Annotated in this window: 13 protein-coding genes; 6 read left to right on the top strand and 7 right to left on the bottom strand. The window is 71.7% G+C overall.

Features of this window, described 5'->3' with window-relative positions; all coding sequences use genetic code 11:
• Positions 1–28: 28 nt before the first annotated feature.
• Both AB0B76_RS34120 and AB0B76_RS34115 read left to right on the top strand, forming a co-directional pair.
• The gene (locus AB0B76_RS34120) at positions 29–1,516 is read left to right on the top strand and encodes a glycoside hydrolase family 36 protein (protein ID WP_360383094.1); all 1,488 of its coding nucleotides are present in this window, start codon (positions 29–31) and stop codon (positions 1,514–1,516) included.
• Positions 1,517–1,532: 16 nt separating this feature from the next.
• Positions 1,533–1,871: a DeoR family transcriptional regulator gene (locus tag AB0B76_RS34115; RefSeq protein ID WP_360383092.1), complete on the top strand. Its 339-nt coding sequence runs from the start codon at positions 1,533–1,535 to the stop codon at positions 1,869–1,871.
• Positions 1,872–1,895: 24 nt separating this feature from the next.
• On the opposite strand, the gene AB0B76_RS34110 is transcribed toward AB0B76_RS34115, so the two are convergent.
• A complete protein-coding gene (locus AB0B76_RS34110; protein ID WP_360383090.1) occupies positions 1,896–2,594 on the bottom strand; it encodes a hypothetical protein in 699 nt (232 codons plus the stop codon).
• A gap of 199 nt (positions 2,595–2,793) precedes the next feature.
• Here AB0B76_RS34110 and AB0B76_RS34105 point away from each other — a divergent pair, with 199 nt between their 5' ends.
• Positions 2,794–3,324, top strand: coding sequence for a universal stress protein (locus tag AB0B76_RS34105; protein ID WP_360383088.1), 531 nt, complete (start codon positions 2,794–2,796; stop codon positions 3,322–3,324).
• Here AB0B76_RS34105 and AB0B76_RS34100 read toward each other — a convergent pair.
• From AB0B76_RS34100 to AB0B76_RS34085, 4 genes are all read right to left on the bottom strand, one after another.
• Entirely contained in the window at positions 3,321–5,339 is a 2,019-nt protein-coding gene (locus AB0B76_RS34100) for an APC family permease (RefSeq protein WP_360383086.1), read from the bottom strand. The genes AB0B76_RS34105 and AB0B76_RS34100 overlap by 4 nt on opposite strands.
• A complete protein-coding gene (locus tag AB0B76_RS34095; protein WP_360383084.1) occupies positions 5,336–5,818 on the bottom strand; it encodes a hypothetical protein in 483 nt (160 codons plus the stop codon). Before AB0B76_RS34095 ends, AB0B76_RS34100 begins: the two co-directional genes overlap by 4 nt.
• A 101-nt stretch (positions 5,819–5,919) precedes the next feature.
• Positions 5,920–6,600, bottom strand: coding sequence for a response regulator (locus tag AB0B76_RS34090; RefSeq protein WP_360383082.1), 681 nt, complete (start codon positions 6,598–6,600; stop codon positions 5,920–5,922).
• Between the two features lies 1 nt (position 6,601).
• Positions 6,602–8,020: an ATP-binding protein gene (locus AB0B76_RS34085; protein ID WP_360383158.1), complete on the bottom strand. Its 1,419-nt coding sequence runs from the start codon at positions 8,018–8,020 to the stop codon at positions 6,602–6,604.
• A gap of 217 nt (positions 8,021–8,237) precedes the next feature.
• Between AB0B76_RS34085 and AB0B76_RS34080 the strand changes: the two genes are divergently transcribed.
• Positions 8,238–10,211 (top strand): potassium transporter Kup, encoded by a 1,974-nt coding sequence (locus tag AB0B76_RS34080; protein ID WP_360383080.1) that lies wholly within the window; start codon positions 8,238–8,240, stop codon positions 10,209–10,211.
• Positions 10,212–10,625: 414 nt separating this feature from the next.
• A complete protein-coding gene (locus AB0B76_RS34075) occupies positions 10,626–11,792 on the top strand; it encodes a D-alanyl-D-alanine carboxypeptidase (RefSeq protein WP_360383078.1) in 1,167 nt (388 codons plus the stop codon).
• 59 nt (positions 11,793–11,851) lie between these two features.
• Here the strand turns inward: AB0B76_RS34075 and AB0B76_RS34070 are convergent, their stop codons facing one another.
• The gene (locus tag AB0B76_RS34070; protein WP_360383157.1) at positions 11,852–16,666 is read right to left on the bottom strand and encodes an NAD-glutamate dehydrogenase; all 4,815 of its coding nucleotides are present in this window, start codon (positions 16,664–16,666) and stop codon (positions 11,852–11,854) included.
• 332 nt (positions 16,667–16,998) lie between these two features.
• Between AB0B76_RS34070 and AB0B76_RS34065 the strand changes: the two genes are divergently transcribed.
• Positions 16,999–17,433: a hypothetical protein gene (locus AB0B76_RS34065; protein WP_360383076.1), complete on the top strand. Its 435-nt coding sequence runs from the start codon at positions 16,999–17,001 to the stop codon at positions 17,431–17,433.
• Positions 17,434–17,539: 106 nt separating this feature from the next.
• Here the strand turns inward: AB0B76_RS34065 and AB0B76_RS34060 are convergent, their stop codons facing one another.
• Complete coding sequence (locus tag AB0B76_RS34060) at positions 17,540–19,636, bottom strand: beta-galactosidase (protein WP_360383074.1); 2,097 nt, start codon at positions 19,634–19,636, stop codon at positions 17,540–17,542.
• Position 19,637: the final 1 nt, after the last annotated feature.

Here is a 19,637-nt window from a genome sequence, read left to right as displayed (position 1 = left end):
CCTCGACGTTCTTCAGGTAAGGAGCACCATGGCACAGGTCGTCGAGCTCGGCGGTCGTCACTTCGCCCTTCAGCACACCGGCGACGGGACGCCGCGGCCCGTACCAGGAGGCATGCTGCTGCCGCCCGGCCGGGTCGCGATCCTGCACGGGCTCGGCGACGCCTCCTTCTACCGGCACGGCCACAACTCGTGGAGCCCGTGCGGCTGGCGGCGGCTCAGCGAGCCGCCGCTGCGCATCCCCAACCCGACCCGGCTCGTCACCGCGGACGACCCCGCGTTCGACGACCCGGCCCGCCACCACGGCTCCGCGGTCGCCGCGCTCCAGGGCCCCGACGGCGGCACCCTGCTGCTCGGCGCCCTGGGCCTGGACACCCCGCGGCTCACCGCCGACCACGACACCCTCACCGGCTGGTACGCCACCGGCGGCGCCGAGTGGTTCCTCGCCTACGGCCCCGAGGAGGAGGTGTTCCGCGCCTACACCGACCAGCTCGCCCAGCGCTTCGGCACGAGCCGCCGCCGGGCCGGCAACGTCTGGTGCAGCTGGTACGCGTACTACGAGACCGTCACCGAGGCCCAGCTGCACAAGGACATCCAGGACCTCGAGGGCCTGCCGTTCGACGTGGTCCAGATCGACGACGGCTGGGAGGAGCAGGTCGGCGACTGGCAGCCCAACGCCAAGTTCCCCAGCGGCATGCGCAGCCTCGTCGAGCGCATCACCGACGCCGGCTTCGTCGCCGGGCTGTGGCTGGCCCCGTTCATCGCCCTGCCCGGGTCCCGGGTGGTCGCCGAGCACCCCGAGCTCCTGCTGCGCGACGCCTCCGACCGGCTCGTCGTGGCCGGCTACAACTGGGGCGGCCCGTACTACGCGCTCGACCTGGCCCGCGCCGACGCCCGCGAGCACGTGGCCGCGCTCGTCCGCACCGTCGTGCACGAGTGGGGCTTCAAGTACCTCAAGCTCGACTTCATCAACGCCGCCGCGGCCTTCCTGCCCGGCCGCGACCGCGAACGCATCTACCGCGAGGCCCTGCACGTCATCCGCGAGGCCGCGGGCGAGGACGTGTACCTGCTGGGCTCGGGCGCCATCCTGCTGCCCTCCCTGGGCCTGCTCGACGGCCTGCGCAGCGGCCCCGACGTGGCCCCGATGTGGGACAACTACGCCTCGGTCGACCCGTCGGACGCGACCGCCCGCAACGCCGTCGTCAACAGCGTGCACCGGCTGTGGCAGACCCCGCTCGCCGAGGTCGACCCGGACGTCGTCTACTTCCGCAGCAAGCTGAACCTGCTCACCCCGCAGCAGCTGCAGTGGCTGCGCGACCTGGCCGACGTGTGCGGCTTCCGCGCCGTGTCCGACCCGCCGGCCTGGCTGACCCCGGCCGAGCTCGAGGAGCTGCGAACCTACCTCGAGGCGTCCCCGACGATCCGGCGGCTGAGTCGGTACCGTTTCAGCCTCGACGGCCGCGAGGTCGACTTCGCCCCCGCCGTCGCAACGGACGGCCAGCTCTACCCCATCTCATGAAAGGCCACCCGCTCTCATGACCGCCCCGCCGCCGTTGCTGCCGGCCGTGCGCCGGCACCGGATCGTGGAACTGGTGACCCAGCGCGAGTACGTCACCGTCGACGACATCCGCGCGGCGACCGGCGCCAGCCTGGCCACCACGCACCGCGACCTGCACGTGCTGGCCCGGACCGGCGCCGTGACCCGCATCCGCGGCGGCGCGACCCGGCCCCCGGCCGCACGCGGCGAGGAGCGCCTCCTCGCCGCGTGCCTGGCCCGGGTGCGGCAGGCTCTGGAGCGCAAGGACCTGACGACGGTGGAGACGGCGCTGCAGCAGGCGTTGGACGCCTGCACCCGCCTGCGCCGCGCCTCCTGAGGCGTCCAGCGGGAAGTGGCCGCCCTAGCCGAGGTCGATCGGGAAGTCCTGGGCCGCGGGGGCCTTCGCCCAGCTCGACGCGTACCGCACGTCGCGCTGCACGGCCTCGACCGTGCCGCTCGGCGCTATGTGCAGGGTCGCGGTGCGCAGCGAGTCGGGAACGTCGAACATCACGGGCGTCGCGGACGAGTAGGTACCCCCGAAGGTGGTTGTCGAGTCCTTGCCGGCGCGGGCCCGGATCTGCTGGCCGCCCGGCAGCACGAGGGTGTAGGTCGACGAGTTCTGGATGTCGAAGAACACGCCCAGGGCGCCGGCCTTGGTGTACCCGTCGAAGCCGTCGGCGGTGTCGAGCTGAGCGACGACCAGCCGATGACCGGGCGCGGCCACCAGCGCCCGGTTGGCCGTGTCCTCATCGCTGACCCGAAGGTGCTCGTGCTCGAGCGGCTCCAGCCGGTCGGTGACCCGGGTCCGCTTCAGCTTCAGCTGCATGAACGGGCTGCGCAGCACGCCGTCGGCCGGCTGGGTCCCGCTGAGGTCCACGCCGCCGCCGTTGAGCGACTGGGCGTAGTCGGCCGGCACAGCGAACGGCGGCCCGGCCGGCACCGCGCTCACACTCGCGCTGGGATCGCCCGCGCCGCCACTCGGCCCGGCCGCCGGCGCAGCACCGGATCCACAGCCCGCGGCCAGCAACACCACGACAGAAAGCACAGCGGCGAAGCGCACTCATGGAATGTACTCGATACCGCTCTCCATCACTGCCTCCTTCGAGGTCACGTCGTGGGCCCTCCGTCCGGCCCCGGTGCAAGTGAAATCCGGCTGGTTCGGCCTGCCCAGGTCCCTTGACGGAATCCATACGCCCCCTACCGGTTTTTGACGCTTTCTAGATGCCATCGGGGCCATGACGGCCGCTACCGTCGCAACTGTGGTCGTACGCGAACGCCGCATCGTGGTCGGCGTATCCCAGTCCCTGGCCGGCCTGGCCGCCCTGCGGCACGCCGTCCGTGAAGCCCGCCACCGCGAGGCACCGCTGTACGCGGTCCGCGCCTGGGCCCTGCCGTCGCACTGGCGCGGGCCCGCCGCGACCGCCTGGCAGCGGGAGCTGCGGGCCGAGGCCCGCCGCTACGTCGTCGAGGCGTTCCACGCCGCGGGCGCGGGCTCATCCGATCTCGACGTCCTCGTCGCGACGCCGAACGGGCGCGCCGACGAGGTGCTGGTCGAGGCCGCCGATCACGAGCGCGACCTGCTGGTGCTCGGCGGACCCGGCGGCCGGCTGGGCCGATGGCCCGGCTGGATCGTTCGCGGCTGCCTCGCCACCGCCGCCTGTCCCGTGATCGTCGTGCCGCCGCCCCACGTCCTGCGGTCGACCCGCCGCTTGACCCGGCGGCGGCTGGCCCGCGAACTCGACGGTCTGGGCGCCGACACCGGCCCGGCCCGCGGATCGCCGAACCGCTAGATCTGCTCCGGATCGACTACGGCACCGTGCCGGAGCGAGCTGCGCGCGGCCTGTTGCCGACCCGCCCGGCCGAGTCGTTCGCCGCGGACTTCGGCGGAGGCGAGCTGCCAGGGCACGCTGGTGACCATGACGCCCGGCTCGAACAGCAGCCGCAGTTTGAGCCGCAGCGCGCTCTGGTTGTGCAGGAACTGCTCCCACCAGCGGCCGACGACATATTCGGGGATGTAGACGGCGATGATGTCACGGGGGGCAGCCGTGCGCAGGTCGCGGATGTGGTCCAGGATCGGGCGGGTGATCTCGCGGTACGGGGAGTCGATGAGGGTGAGCGGGATGCTGATGTCCCACTGGCGCCAGTCTTCCTGGAGCCGGCGCGTGTCCTCCTCGTCGATGCTCACGGCGATCGCGGTGAGGGTGTCGGGGCGGGTGGCTCGGGCGTAGGTCAGCGCCCGGACGGCGGGGCGGTGCAGCCGGCCGACCAGGACGAGGGCGTGGACCCGGGCGGGCAGGATCATGTCGGCGCGCTGCGGCAGCAGCTCCCGGCCGACCCGGTCGTAGTGGCGGCGGATGGCGGACATCAGCAGCACCAGGACGGGTACCGCGATGACCACCAGGTAGGCGCCCTCGGTGAACTTGGTGAGCAGGACGACGCCCAGTACGACGCCGGTGAGGACTCCGCCGACGGTGTTGATGGTCTGTGAGCGGCGAGCCCGGCGGCGGGCGACGGGGTCGCGTTCGGTGGCCAGGGTCCGATGCCAGTGGCGCACCATGCCGAACTGCGACAGGGTGAAGGCGGTGAAGACGCCCAGCACGTACAGGTGGATGAGCGCGTCGACGGAGGCCTTGTAGGCCAGCAGCAGCCCGGCCGCGGCCAGCGCCAGGGCGACAATGCCGTTGCTGAAGGCGAGCCGGTCACCGCGGGTGTGCAGCTGCCGGGGCAGGTAGCGGCGCTGGGCCAGCAGCGCGCCGAGTTGGGGGAATCCGTTGAAGGCCGTGTTGGCCGCCAGGACCAGGATCAGCGCGGTGGCCGCCTGGATGGCGTAGAACGGGATCGAGCCGGCCCCGAAGACGGCGGCGGCGAGCTGGGCGATGACGGTGCGCTGCGGCGTGGCGGCGCAGTCGCCGGCGAAGCCGACGAGGTCGCAGGTGTTGTCGGCGTACCGCACGTGCGCGCCGATGGCCAGCAGGGTGATGCCGCCGAACATGACGATCGCGATGACGCCGATGAGGCCGAGGGTGATCGACGCGTTGCGGCTGTTGGGTCGGCGGAAGGCCGGTACACCGTTGGAGACGGCCTCGATGCCGGTCAGGGCGGTACAGCCGGAGGAGAACGCGCGCAGGGTGACGAACACCAGGGCGAGTCCGGCCAGGCCGGCGGCGTGGGGCGCGATCGTGTACCGCGCACTTTCGGCGACCGGCGGGTGCCCGTTCAGGTAACGCAGGGCGCCGACGACGATGGTGGCGACGATGCCGGCGATGAACGCGTAGGTGGGGATGGCGAAGGCCTTGCCGGACTCCCTGACCCCGCGCAGGTTCACCGAGGCCAGAACGAGGACGGTGGCCAGGGCGATCGGCGCGCGGTACGGGTTGAGCGCCGGCGCGGCCGAGATGACGTTGTCGATGCCGGAGGCGACCGAGACCGCGACGGTGAGGGTGTAGTCGACCATGAGGGCGCCGGCGACGACCAGGCCGGCGAGCGGCCCGAGGTTGCGCGAGGCCACCTCATATGAGCCGCCGCCGCCCGGGTAGGCATGCACGACCTGCTGGTAGGAGATGGCGACGACGCCGAGCAGCACGACGACGCCCAGGGCGACCCAGGGGGTGAGGTAGAGCAGCGCGAGCCCACCGACGGCGAGGACCCGCAGAATCTCCTGGGTGGCGTAGGCGACACTGGACAGCGCGTCGGAGGCGAAGATCGGCAGGGCCAGCCACTTGGGCAGCAGGGTGTGGCCGAGCCGGTCGCTGCGCACGGGACGGCCGACGATGAGGCGCTTGGTCAGCCCCGGCACGGAGGTCACGCGCGGCCGCCGGGGTCGCGACGGCCGGTCGGCGTGTACTCCCGACGACCCCTCGACGGGCGATCAGCGCCGGGCACCGGGACGTCGTCGAGCAGCATGCGGAACGGATGCATGAGCCGATGCCGGCGCCAGGCCAGCCGGGCCTGGCCCAGCGACAGACCGAGGGCCGCCCCGCCGAACAGCGCGAGGGTGAACGGGTAGTCGATGGATGCGCTCCACACCAGGTTGCCGGTGTGGTTCTGCAGGAAGCCGTTGCCGAGCGCGAACGCGAGTACGGCGCAGCCGAGGGCCGGCCGCGGGTCGACGGTGCGTTCGGCGACGACGGTGACCGCCGCGGCGAGCAGCGCCAGCCTCGTGCCGGTCGTGTCGATCAGCCACGAGTCGAGGCAGATGAACGCCGTCAGGGTCAACGCGGCGGTAAAGAGGTTGATGGCCCATGCCGCGTCGTCGGGGGTGGTGTCGGGTGTGCTGGTGCTCACTCGCCAAGCGCAACACCCCGGGCCCGCCACCCGGCGATTCCTAACGCCGTCTTGACGGCGGCGGCCCGGATTTTGACACTTTCTTAATGCCGGTCGCGCGGTCAGGGTTCGAAGCGGTACCCCATGCCCGGCTCGGTGACCAGGTGCCGGGGCCGGGCCGGGTCGGCCTCGAGCTTGCCGCGCAGCTGAGCCAGGTACACGCGTAGGTAGTTGACCTCGGTCTCGTACTGTGGCCCCCACACCTCGCGCAAGAGCTCACGGTGGGTGACGAGCTTGCCGGCGTTGCGGACGAGGACCTCCAGGAGGTGCCACTCGGTCGGGGTGAGGCGGACCGGCGCGCCGTCGCGCTGCACCCGCTTGGCCGCCAGGTCGACGGTGAATGTCTCGGTGCGCACGACCGGCTCGTCGGCGTCGACGACGGGAGCGCCGCGGCGCAGCGCGGCCCGGACGCGGGCGAGCAGCTCGTCGATGCCGAACGGCTTGGTGACGTAGTCGTCGGCGCCGGCGTCCAGCGCGTTGACCTTGGCTTGTTCGGCGTGCCGGGCGGACAGCACGACGATCGGGACGCCGGACCAGCCGCGGATGCCGGTGACGACGTCGATGCCGTCCAGGTCGGGCAGCCCGAGATCGACGATGACGAGGTCGGGGCGGTGCTGGCCGGCCATCGCGAGGCCGGAGCGGCCGTCGGGGGCCAGCAGCACCTTGTAGCCGCGGGCGGTGAGGTTGACCCGCAGCGCGCGCAGCAGCTGCCGGTCATCGTCGACGATCAGGACGGTGCTCAACTCACGCCTCGCCGGTGGCGGCCAGGGGCAGTTCGATGGTCATGGTCAGGCCTCCGCCGGGGGTGTCCGAGGGGTACAGCCGGCCGCCCATGGCGTCGGTGAAGCCGCGGGCGATGGCCAGCCCGAGACCGAGCCGCCCGTCGGCGGACTGGTCACCGAGGCGCTGGAACGGCGCGAAGATCCGCTCCCGCTCCGCGGCGGGAATGCCCGGGCCGTGGTCGACGACGGCGAGGCGCACGGTGTCGTCGTGGACGGCGGCGCGCAGCGCGATCCGGTCTCCGCCGCCGATCCGCACCGCGTTGTCGACCAGGTTGGCGATCACCCGCTCCAGCAGGCCGGGATCGGCGCGGACCCACGGCAGGTCATCGGGCACGTCGATGGCGAGCCGGCCGGGGCCGACGCTCAGCGCCGCGCGGGCGACGATCTCGTCGAGCGCCACGGGGCGCGGCTGCGCGGACAGGACCCCGGCCTGCAGCCGCGACAGGGCAAGCAGGTTCTCGATCAGATCGTCGAGCCGGTCGGCGGACTCCACGACGGTGGCCACGAGCTCGGCCCGATCCCCCTCGGTGAACGTCACGTCCGGGCTGGCCAGGCTCGACGCCGCCGCCTTGATCGCGGCGAGCGGGGTGCGCAGGTCGTGCCCGACCGCCCGCAGGATCGCCGTGCGCAGCCGATCGACCTCCGCGAGCTGCTCGGCCCGGGCCGCCCGCACGGCGAGGCGCTGAGCTTCCAGGGTGCGGGCCGCACCGGCGGCCAGGCGGGCCAGCAGCGCCCGGTCCTCCCCGATCGTCGCCGGGGACTCCGCGACCAGCAGCAACCGGTTGCCGGCGTCGACCCGCAGCGTCGGCGGCCCGGTGAACCCCGGCCCGGCGTGCGCGACCGGTTCATCGCCCTCCCACAACGCCAGGGCGGTGAACCCGAACGTGGCGCGCAGTCGCTCCAGCAGCCGCTGCAGCGACTGCTCCTCGACCGGCTCGGCGGTGATCCGGGCCAGCAGCCGGGCCTCCAGGCCGCTGCGCACCGCGGCGGCCCGCTGGGCGGCGGCCAGGTTGACCAGCACGCTGACCGTGACCGCGACCAGCACGTAGACGACCAGCGCGGTGACGTTCTCCCGGTGTGCGACGGTCAGGGTGTGGTACGGCGGCGTGAAGTACCAGTTGATCAAGGCGTCGCTGGCGACGGCGGCCGCGATCGCCGGCCACGTCCCCCCGACGACCGCGACGACCACGACCGCGACCAGGTACACCAGCACCGCGGAGGGCAGCGCGACACCGGCGCTGTCGCGCAGCCGCAGGCCGATGACGGTCACCACGCTGAGCATGACCGCAGCCGCGAGCAGGCCCCAGCCGGGACGCGGCCGCCAGATGAACCCCGCCGACGGCCAGGTGGCGGCTTCGCGCAGACTCCCCTCCGCCGGCATCACGGTGCACTCCCTCCCCAGGCCGCCACGACCCCCGTCCCCGATCCTACGAACCCCGGCAGTTCCTCACCTTCCTCCTGGACGCGCCCACCGCGGAGCACGGTGGACGTTAAGAAGTCATCAAGATCCGACCGCGGCCCACCTCGGCCGGGCAAGGTGACTTGAGCAGCCCCCGCACCGGGCGGGGCGGAACTGCCGCATGGACCGTGGACGGAGCGTGTCGAAGCTGACCAGCACCGGGCAGGGCAGGCCCACCACTGCGGATCGCGCCGAATCCACGCCACGCCCGGCGCGCTGGGCCTCGACCCGGCGCGGCGCCGGGCTGGCATTGACGCTGGGCGCGCTGGGTGTGGTCTACGGCGACATCGGCACCAGCCCGCTGTATGCGATGCAGACCGTCTTCGCCCTCGACGGCGGCATCGTGCGCCCGACCGCGGCGGACGTCTACGGCGTGGTGTCGCTCGTGTTCTGGTCCATCACCCTCATCGTGTCGATCAAGTACGTGGTGTTCATCCTGCGCGCCGACAACGACGGCGAGGGCGGGGTGATGGCCCTGGCGGCCCTCGCCCGTGACGTACTGCACAGCGCCAAGGGGCGGCGCCTGACGGCGGTGATGACCCTCGGCGTGCTCGGCGCGGCATTGTTCTACGGCGACAGCGTCATCACCCCCGCCATCTCGGTGCTGTCGGCGATCGAGGGGCTGGAGGTCACCTCGCCACGGCTCGAGGTCGTCGTGCTACCGGTCGCCGCCGTAGTACTGACGGTGCTCTTCGCCGGGCAGCGGTGGGGCACCGGGCGGGTCGGGGCCATCTTCGGGCCTGTCATGGTGGTCTGGTTCGGCTGCCTCGGCCTGGCCGGCGCCGTGGAGGTGCTGCGCCACCCCCGCATCCTCGCCGGGCTGTCGCCCAGCTATGCGGTGCTGTTCATCGTCGACCGGCCGTTCATCGCGTTCGTCGCCGCCGGAGCCGTGGTGCTGGCAATCACCGGCGCGGAGGCGCTCTACGCCGACATGGGCCACTTCGGCCGCGCCCCGATCCGCCGAGCCTGGTTCGCCGTGGTCTTCCCCGCCCTGACCCTGAACTACCTCGCCCAGGCCGCGCTGATCCTGCGCGCCCCGGACAGCCGCAGCAACCCGTTCTTCCTGCTGCTGCCCGGCTGGGCCCGGCTGCCGATGGTTCTGCTCGCCACCGCCGCCACCGTGATCGCCTCCCAGGCGGTCATCTCCGGGGCGTTCTCCGTCTCCCGCGAGGCGATGCGCCTGGGCTTCCTGCCGCACCTGCGCATCCGGCAGACGTCGCGGCGCGAGTACGGCCAGATCTATGTGCCCGGCGTCAACTGGGGCCTGTTCGTGGCGGTCCTGGTCGTCGTGTTCGCGTTCGGCTCGTCCACCCGGCTCGCCACCGCCTACGGCGTCGCGGTGACCGGCACGTTCCTGATCACCACCACCCTGTTCCTCGTCGTCGCCCGGGCCCGCTGGCGGTGGCCCAAGTGGCGGGTCGCCCTCATCGGGTTGGTGTTCGGCAGCATCGAACTGACCTACTTCGCCGCCAACCTCACCAAGGTGGCCCACGGCGGCTGGCTCACGCTGCTGCTCGGCGCGATCGTCTTCACCGCGATGGTCACCTGGCAGCGCGGCCGGCAGCTCGTCACCGCCCGCCGCGTCGAGCTCGAAGGCCCGCTGCCGGAGTTCATCGACCAGCTCCACAAGGCAAACGTGGTGCGTGTTCCGGGCACCGCGGTGTTCCCGCACCCGAACAAGGACACCACCCCGCTGGCGCTGCGGGCCAATGTCGCCCACAACCACGTCCTGCACGAACGCGTGGTGATCATTTCCGGGCGCACGGCGAACGTCCCGCACATCCCGTGGGACGAGCGACTGGTCATCGACGACCTCGGCGACCCCCACGACGGGATCATCCACATCGCGGCCACCTTCGGATTCCAGGACCCCACGGACTTCCCCGAGGTGCTGCGCCGCGCCGCCGGCCACCCCCTCGCCGAGGGCGTCGACCCCGAGCGGCCGTCCTGGTTCGTCTCGAAGATCACGCTTCGGCGCACCGCCCGGAAAGGGCTGGCCACCTGGCGCAAGCGGCTGTTCATCGCCTTGGCCCACAACGCCTCGAGCCAGGCCGAGTTCCTGCATCTGCCCGAGGAGCTCACCGTCATCCTCAGCACGGAGGTTCCCGTCTAGACAGACCCTTCGTGCGTCTCAGGTGCCGTCGGGGTTCAGGTACCGGGCCGTACTTCGACGAGGACCCGCACGTCCCCGTCGGCGCAGTCCACCGGCGCCTCCACCCGGTTCCGGGTCCAGGACCAGTTGTGCAGGAACCGGAGCCGGCGACCGGTGACCGGCCCTCGCGCAGGCGGCGCGACGAAATCACGCCGCCAGCTTCCGGAGAGCCGGGAGCCGATGGCTCGCTCGAGACGTTAGCCAGCGGTCAGATCGGGTAGGGCGCATCGCCGCCTTCATGCGCGGCTTGCCTGTTTGAGCGATCGTCCGTGGGAGTTCGGGTTGACCAGTAGTACGGAAGTGGGGCCGGAGGCCGTCGTCGTGCCACCGCCGGCTCGTCGTCGAAGGCTGTGGTTGTGGCTGTCCGTAACTGCGGTGGTCACGGTCCTGGCAGCCGGCGGGTTCGTCACGTTCGCGCTCGGCCGCCCGGTGCCGGCGCCGCGGGTGGTACAGACCGTTCCGCAGATGTACGCGATCCCCGGCGCCACGCCGGTGTTGCCGTGGCCACAGGCCGGGCAGGCCGCGCTCGAGGTCGCCGGGCTCGGCCGGATCGGCGGCTCCGGCGGTTCGCGGCCCGTGCCGATCGCCAGTGTCGCCAAGGTGATGACCGCGTATATCGTCCTGCGTGACCATCCGCTGCGCGTGGACGAGGACGGCCCTACGCTCACCGTCACGGCCGCGGAGGCCGCTGCCTACCCGGCCCAGGTCGCCCGCGGGGAGTCGCTGATCCCGGTGGCGGCCGGTGAGGAATTCACCGAACGCCAAGCGCTCCAGGCCTTGCTGCTGCCCTCGGCCAACAACATCGCCCACATCCTCGCCCGCTGGGACGCCGGCAGCGGTACCGCGTTCGTGACCGAGATGAACCAGGCCGCGGCCAAGCTCGGGATGGCCGACACGCACTACACCGACCCGTCCGGGCTCGACCCGGCCACGGTCAGCACGGCCGCCGATCAGGTCATCCTCGCCCACGCCGCCATGCAACTGCCGGTGCTGGGCCAGATCGTGGCGATGCCGCAGGCCACGCTCCCCGGAGTCGGCCCGGTCAAGAACGTCAACACCCAGCTCGGCAAGGACGGGATCGTCGGCATCAAGACCGGCTCCACCGATCAGGCCGGCGGCTGCCTGCTCTTCGCGGCCGAGATCACCGTCGAAGGGCAGCGGCTGAGGATCCTCGGCGCCGTGCTCGCGCCCGGCCCGAACATGGCCGACGCGTTCGACGCCAGCCGTCACCTGATCCAGGCCGCCACCGGCCTGCTGCACAAGTACCAGTTGGTGCGGGCCGGCGAGGTCGTGGCGACCGTCCAGGGACCGAGGCACAGACGCACCGCACTCGCCGCAATTAGCGATGTGGACGTGCTCGGCTGGCCCGGCCTGACCTACCGGATCGAGACCCCGACGGCGGTACCGGGCCGGATCGCCGCGGGCGCTGGTGTAGGCACGCTCAAGCTCACCGCCTCGGACACGACCGTTACCGGCGCCCTGCGGGCCACCAACGCGCTCACACCACCCAGCCGGTGGGAGCGAATCGCCTACGAAAGGTGATGAACGCCGGAACGTCCCGGCGCATGGACAGCCTCGCGGTGACGCTAGCCGTCGTACGGTTAGGCGGCGGACGTGCGGACCAGGGTGCGGATCTGGCGGAGCAGCACCGAGGTGGCGGCCAGGTCGCCCCGGGACTCGCCGAACTCGCCGATCGCGTTACTGGTGCGGGCGATCGACGTGGCGTTGCTCTGCTCCCACTCGTGGACCCGGGCCTCGGCGTCGTCGTCCGGCGCCGTCGCCTTGAGGACCTCCGCCGTCAGGGCGGCCAGCGCGGCGTAGAGGTCGTAGCGCAGCGCCATGCGGGCCAGCGTCTGCCAGCGGTCCTCGCGCGGCAGGTCGGAGATCCGCGACAGCAGGTCGTAGACGCGGAACCGGTCCGACAGCACGTAGTAGACCGCGGCGACCTCGCTGACCTCCCAGCCCGTCTGCGACGCGACCTCGACGATGTCGAGGAGACCGAAGCCGTACATGATCCGGGTTGTCGCGTCCGCGATCTCCGTCGGCAGGCCCAGCCCGCGCAGCGTGGCCGTGTTGGCGTGCAACGCCTCGCGCTCCTGTCCGCGGAACAGCGTCTCCAGCTGCGGCAGCAGGCGCGAGACGCCGGGGCGCAGCCGGGCGATCTCACCCGGGACGTCGATCGGCAGCCGCCGGTTGGAGACCAGCCAGCGGACCGCCCGGTCGAGCAGCCGCCGGGTCTCCAGATAGACCGCCGTCTCCACCTCCGGCGGGACCTGGTTGTCGAGGGACTCGACGGCGCGGCGCAGCTCGCGCAGGCCGTACACCTCCTGGATCACCACGTAGGCCCGGAGGATGTCCGCGGCGCCGGCCCCGGTCTCCTCGGCGGCGCGGTAGAAGAACGTCGTGCCGCCGCGGTTGACGGCCTGGTTGACCACCTGCGTGGCGACGATCTCGCGGCGGAGCGGGTGCTCGGCCATCGCCTCCACGAAGCGCTCCCGCAGCGGGGTCGGGAAGTAGTCGATGAGCACCTCGTTGGTCCAGTCCTCGTCGGGCAGGTTGGACTCGAGGATCTCGTGCTCGATAACGATCTTCACGTAGGACAGCAGGACCGCGAACTCGGGTGAGGTCAGGCCGCCCCCCGCCTCGGCGCGCGCGTCGAGCTCCTCGTCGGTCGGCAGGTCCTCCAGCGCGCGGTCGAGCTGGCCGCGGCGTTCCAGGTCGGCGATGAGCCGCTTGTGGACCGGCAGCAGCGAGCGGGACTGCGCGCGGGAGTTGCCCAGGGCCGCGGCCTGGTCGTAGTTGTCCTTCAAAACCAGCTCGCCGACCTCGTCGGTCATCCCGGCGAGTAGCGGGTTGCGGTCCTTCGGGTCGAGCGCGCCGTCGAGGACCGCGCGGTCGAGCAGGATCTTGATGTTGACCTCGCGGTCGGAGCAGTCGACGCCGGCGGAGTTGTCGATGAAGTCTGTCGCGATGCGGCCGCCGCCGAGCGCGAACTCGATCCGGCCACGCTGGGTCAGGCCCAGGTTGCCGCCCTCGCCGACGACCTTGGCGCCCAGCTCGCGGCCGTTGACCCGGATGTGGTTGTTGGCCTTGTCGCCGACGTCGGCGTGGGACTCGCCGGTGGCCTTGACATATGTGCCGATGCCGCCGTTCCAGAACAGGTCGACGGGGGCCGACAGGATCGCGTGCATCAGCTCGTTGGGCGTGAGTGCAGTGACTGACACCGGGATCCCCAACGCGGCCCTCGCCTCCGGCGAGATCGGGATCGACTTCGCCGCCCGCGAGTAGACACCGCCGCCGGCCGAGATCAGCGACTCGTCGTAGTCGTCCCAGGAGGACCGGGGCAGCGCGAAGAGCCGGGCCCTCTCCTCGAACGATGTCGCGGCGTCGGGCTGCGGGTCGACGAAGATGCGCCGGTGGTCGAACGCGGCCACGAGCCGGATGTGCGGCGAGAGCAGCATGCCGTTGCCGAAGACGTCGCCGGACATGTCGCCGACGCCGACGACGGTGAACTCGGTCGTCCGGGTGTCGACGCCGAGCTCGCGGAAGTGCCGCTTCACCGACTCCCAGGCACCCTTCGCGGTGATGCCCATCTTCTTGTGGTCGTAGCCGGCCGAGCCGCCGGAGGCGAACGCGTCGCCGAGCCAGAACCCGTACCGCAGCGAGATCTCGTTGGCGATGTCGGAGAACGTCGCGGTGCCCTTGTCGGCCGCGACCACCAGGTAGGGGTCGTCAGGGTCGTGGCGCACCACCTCGGGCGGCGCCACGATCTTGCCGCCGTCAAGGTTGTCGGTGACGTCGAGCAGGGCCGGGATGAACAGCTGGTAGCACGCCAGGGCCTCGTCGCGGTCGCCCGGCTTCTCCTTGAGGACGAAGCCGCCCTTGGCGCCGGTCGGCACGATGACCGCGTTCTTGACCATCTGCGCCTTGACCAGGCCGAGGATCTCGGTCCGGAAGTCCTCGCGCCGGTCGGACCAGCGCAGACCGCCCCGCGCGACCGAGCCGAAGCGCAGGTGCACGCCCTCGAACCGCGGCGAGTAGACGAAGATCTCGAACTGGGGCCGGGGCGCCGGCAGATCGGGGATCGACTGCGGGTCGAGCTTGAAGGCCGTGTACGGCTTGGGGCGCCCGGTCTCGCCGCGCTGGAAGAACGACGTGCGCAGGGTGGCCTGGATCAGGTGCAGGAAGGAGCGCAGGATGCGGTCCTGGTCCAGGCTGGTGACCGTGTCGAGGTCCTCGTTGATCGCCGCGACCATCTCCTTCGACCACTCCGACCGCGCCGTCTCGGACAGGTGCAGCCGCGGGTCGAAGCGAGCCGTGAACAGGTCCACGAGCTTCGCGGCGATCGAGGGGTAGGCCAGGAGCGTCGTCTCCATGTAGTCCTGCGAGAACACCGTGCTGGCCTGGCGCAGGTATTTCGCGTAGGCCCGCAGGATGACGACCTCGCGCCAGGTGAACCTGGCCTTCAGCACGAGGGTGTTGAAGTTGTCGACCTCGGCCTCACCGTGCCAGGTGGCGGAGAAGGCGTTCTCCAGGTTGGGACGGACCTCGACGATCGCCCGCGAGCCCGGCGGCAGTTGCAGGCCGAAGTCGTAAAGGTAGATGGTGCCATCGGAGCGGACGATCTCGTAGGGCCGCTCGTCGGTGACCGTCACGCCGAGGGAGTGCAGCACCGGCAGGACGGCGGAGAGGATCATCGGCTCGCCGTAGCGGAACACCTTCAACCGGATGTCGCTTTCGGCCTGGCGGCGAAGGTAGACGTGCATCACGAGCTGGCCCGGCTCGTCGAGCAGCTCCAGCTTGGCGACGTCCTTCACCGCTTCGTTCGGCGTGTGCTCGTCCTTGTACGTGTCCGAGAGCGCGCCGCAGTAGCGCTCGTGGAGTTGCTTGGCCTGGTGCTCGTCGTTGAGCTTGCGCTCCAGCACCATGCGGAAGTCGTCGTCCCACAGCCGGGTGGCGTCGGCGAGGCGCTCGGTGAGACGGTCGACGTTGATGTGACCGGGCGGGTTGCCGGGCTCGGTGCGGACGATGAGGTGTACGCGGGCGAACTTCGACTCGCTCACCCGGATGGTGTAGTCGACCCCGACGCCGTTGAGCTCCGCCAGCAGGATCTGCTGGATGCGCAGCCGGTTGGCGGTGGTGAACCGGTCACGGGGCAGGTAGACCAGGCAGGAGATGAACCGGCCGTAACCGTCCCGGCGCAGGAACAGCCGCGGCTGGCGGCGGCCGGCCAGGCGCAGGACACCCATGACGGCCCGGTAGAGCTCGTCGGTGGTGATCTGGAACAGCTCGTCGCGCGGGTAGGTCTCCAGCGTCTCCAGCAGGTCCCTGCCGGAATGGCTGCGCGGCGACAGCCCGGAGCGCTCGACGACCTCGGCGACCTTGCGCTTGACGACCGGCAGGTCACGAACGCTGGTCCGGTAGGCGGCCGACGAGAACAGGCCGAGGAACCGCTTCTCCCCCACCACCTCGCCGTTGACGCCGAACTGCTTGAACCCGATGTAGTCCAGGTAGGCCGAGCGGTGCACGGTGGCACGCGAGTTGGCCTTGGTGATGATCAGCAGCCGCTTCTCCAGCGCCTTGGCGTAGGCCTCAGCGGTCATCGAGCTCAGCACGAGCGGACGGGTCTGGTCGGACCGCAGGATGCCCAGGCCCGAGCCGAGCACCGCCTGTAGCAGCTCCTCCCCGTCGTCGCCCCTCGTCAACCGGTACTCCCGGTAGCCCAGGAACGTGAAGTGGTCGTCCACCAGCCAGCGCAGCAGCTCGACGGAGTCGGTGATGTCCTTGTCCGGCACCGGCAGCTGCGCGCTGCCGAGCTCGTCGGCCAGGATCAGCGCCTGCGTGCGCATCTTGGGCCAGTCCTCGACCGCCTCGCGCACGTCGTCGAGCACCCGGGCCAGGTCGTTGCGCAGCCTCTCGAAATCGGCCTCGTCCAGGACCCGGTCGACCTCGATGCGGATCCAACTCTCGACGATGTCACCCGGCGCGGCGTCCTCCGGCTCCAGGCCGACGCAGACCTCCTCCAGCGCGCCCAGCGGCGCCCGCCGCACGACGACGAGCGGGTGCACCAGCATGTTCACGTCAAGATTGCGCGCCGACAGCGCACTCGTGACCGAGTCGACGAGGAACGGCATCTCGTCGGTGACGATCTCCAGCGACGTGCCGCCGGCAACACTCATGCCCAGGCGCAGCTTCAGCTCGCCGGGCACCCGCTGCCGGGTCAGCTCCAAGTGCGACTGCGTAGCGGCAACCATCTTCGCCACCTCGCAGCCGGCGAGCTCCTCGTCCGGCACGAGGCGCCAGTAGCGCGCGACCAGCTCGGGGTCGGCGTCCTGGGCTGCCGCCACGACCACCGCCTCCGCGACCAGACGCTCCGCATCGGGCACGTGCTGCATGTCTAGCTCGTCGTCCTCGATCGCAGGTCGGCGGTGCTGTCGCTCACCCGGGTGGCCGTAGGCCGGTTCATCGGTTGTTCTCCCCTCACCCACGACGCAGCCTCACCAGCGGACCGATTACCCGGCCAAGGTCGGGGTAATCCGGGGTGGCGGATCTGTACTCAAACATCCGTTCGAGATCGAAGGTGACTGTTCACTTCCCGCGTCCAGGCCCTCCCCGGTGCGGCGAATCTCGGCAACACCGGGTCAATACCGATCGCTGCACCTCCCCAGGCGCCCGCCGGCCCGCACAGCCAGAGCAGCCACCGCCGCTCGCAAACCGCCGCCGGCAGACAGGGCTCACCATGCCCGAGATGATCTTCCCGTTGGGCGAGGTCCTCATCCTTGTCGAACACGCCGCGGCCGCCCCGGCCAACGCCGAGCCCGTCGCCGGCGAGGCCCCCGGCCCGGCGCTGCTGCTGGTTGCCGAAGACGGCATCTACCTGCTGTCCAACGGCCTGCCACAGCTCGACGCCGCACCCGGACAGCCGCAGGCGTACGGCATGCGCGCCGTCTACGCCGAAGGTTGCGGCCCCGGCACCCCGGCCGCCGTCCACGACGCCGCGATCGGCTTCGCCGGCGCGACCCTCACCGGAGTTCCCATCTCACTGGCCGTCCTGCTCCGTCTGCGTGCCGCCACAGCCGACTACGACCTGTTCACCATCACGCTGTCCGCTACCCGCGCCACGATCTGCGCAGCACGCCGCCGTCCCGGCGGCGCCGCGCACACCACGCCGGCCGACCGGTAACCCCGCCTGTCCAGGTTGCCCTGGGCCAGGGGCACGACCCGTGCAACTCGGCCGGCGCATCGGCCCCCGTTCCCCCATGGCGCGGAGCAGGAGGTGCCGTCGGGGTTCAGGTACCGGGCCGTTCTTCGACGAGGACCCGCACGGCCCACTCGGACAGGTCGATCGCCGTTCCGGCCGGGATCTCCTTGCCCGTGAGCACGTCGGCGCAGTCCACCGGCGCCTCCACACGGGTCCGGGTCCAGGACCAGTTGTGCAGGAACCGGAGCCGGCGGCCGTCGGCGGCGGTCGCGCCGGTGCCGGTGACCGTCTCCGGCAGGCCGGTCCAGGATGCCGGTTCGGGCACCGCCCACCGCATGAGCGCCTCGGCGAGGCGCTGATCGGGGACGGTGCCGACGTGGGTGATGCGGCCCCGGCCGAAGGCACGGGTGGTGATCGCGGGCCAGCGGCCGAAGTGCGGGTGGCGGTAGCCGGCCAGGACGGTGGCGTCGGTGGGCTGCAGTCCGTCGATCCAGCGGGTGGCGGCGGCGCCGTCCGGGACCGGGAAGCCGGGGTCCGCCGCGACCAGCGGGACCGGCGTGTGGATGGTACTGAACTCGTCGTACCAGGCGCCGGCGGCGTCGGCCAGGCGCGCGGGCATGCGGTCGGTGCGGGCACGGGCCTCGTGGTCCGCGTAGCCGGTGCGGGGGCCGATGACGAGGTGGCCGCCGGCGTGGGCGTACTCGCGCAGGCGGTCGAGGGTGGCGTCGTCGGCGACGTAGAGACCGGCCGCGACGAGCACGGGGTGGGTGCGGGCGAGCTCGCCGGCGGGCGGGAGCTGCGCGGTGTGCAGAAGCCGCGCCTGGAGGCCGGCGTCGAAGGCGCCGCGGTAGAAGGGTTCGATGATGCCCTGGTAGGCGCGCTCGTCGGGGGTGCCGTCAGGGTGGGACAGGGCCGGGTACCGCTGCATGATCCAACGGCTCGGCAGGTCGAACACGATTGCGACGTCGGCGTCGGGGGTCAGGCCGTCGAGGACGTCCGCCGCGGAGCGCAGTTCGCCGCCGACGCGGGCGAGCTCCCAGAAGGTCCGGCCCGGGCGGCCGCTGTGGGGCAGGATGCCGCCCCAGTACGTCTCGGTGCCGAAGTGCAGGGTGTGCCAGTGCCAGTAGCCGATCATGCGGGCGCCGCGGGCGACGAGGGCCCAGGCGGCCTGGCGCCATTGGCCGTCGTACGCGGGGCGGCTGTCCCAGGAGAAGCCGATGCTTGACGCGTTGGTCTCGGTGACGAGGAACGGGGCCTGTTTGCCGGAGTACATGCGGTCGGCGCTGAGGTACAACGCCCAGACGCCGTCGGTGGTCCACGTCTGCGCCGGCGTGCGGGTGTCGGGCCGGGCCAGGCCGTCCTGCATGACGTAGTAGGCGTTGCCGGACACGACGTCGAGCTCGGCGCCGATGCGTGCGTCGTCGAAGGCGGGACGGTCGTAGGCCAGGCAGGTGGTGACGAACTGCTCCGGGGTGGCGTACTCGCGGACGACGGCGGCCTGCCAGGCGATGAGCTCCTCGGTCTGACGGGCCTGGAAGCGCCGCCACGCCAGCTCGTACTGCGGCTGCGCGTTGCCGTCCGGCCGCCACAGGTCCGCCCACGTGGACAACCGGTGCGACCAGTAGACCAGGCCCCACTCCTCGTTCAGCCGCTCGACGGTGCCGTAGGTGCGGCGCAGGTCGTCGACGAAGCGCTGGAACACGGCGTGGTTGTGCAGCAGCTCCAACCCGGGTTCGTTGTCGACCTGGAAGCCGATGACCGCCGGGTGGCCGGCGTAGCGCTCGAGGATGCGGCGGACGACGCGCTCGGCGTGGAAGCGGAACGCCGGGTGGGTGAAGTCGGCCTCCTGCCGGGCACCCCACGGGATCGGCCGGCCGGTCGCGCGCTCGCCGGCGATCTCCGGGTACTGGCGGGCCAGCCACGGCGGCACGGCGTAGGTCGGGGTGCCGAGGATGACGGCGATGCCGCGGTCGTGGGCGCCGTCGAGGACCGGCCGCAGCCAGTCGAGCTCGAACCGGCCGTTCTCCGGCTCCCAGGTGGACCACACCGACTCGCCGACCCGGATGACGGTGAAGCTGGCGTCGGCCATCAGGTCGAGGTCGGTGCGCAGCCGCTCGGCGGGCTGGTACTCGTGGTAGTAGGCCGCCCCGAACAGGACGCCGGCGGGCAGGTGCGGTGGTGCCATG

Source organism: Dactylosporangium sp. NPDC049140, from assembly GCF_040648435.1.
Note: the sequence above shows the minus strand (reverse complement) of the source record. Positions and strands in the feature narration are given on the sequence as shown.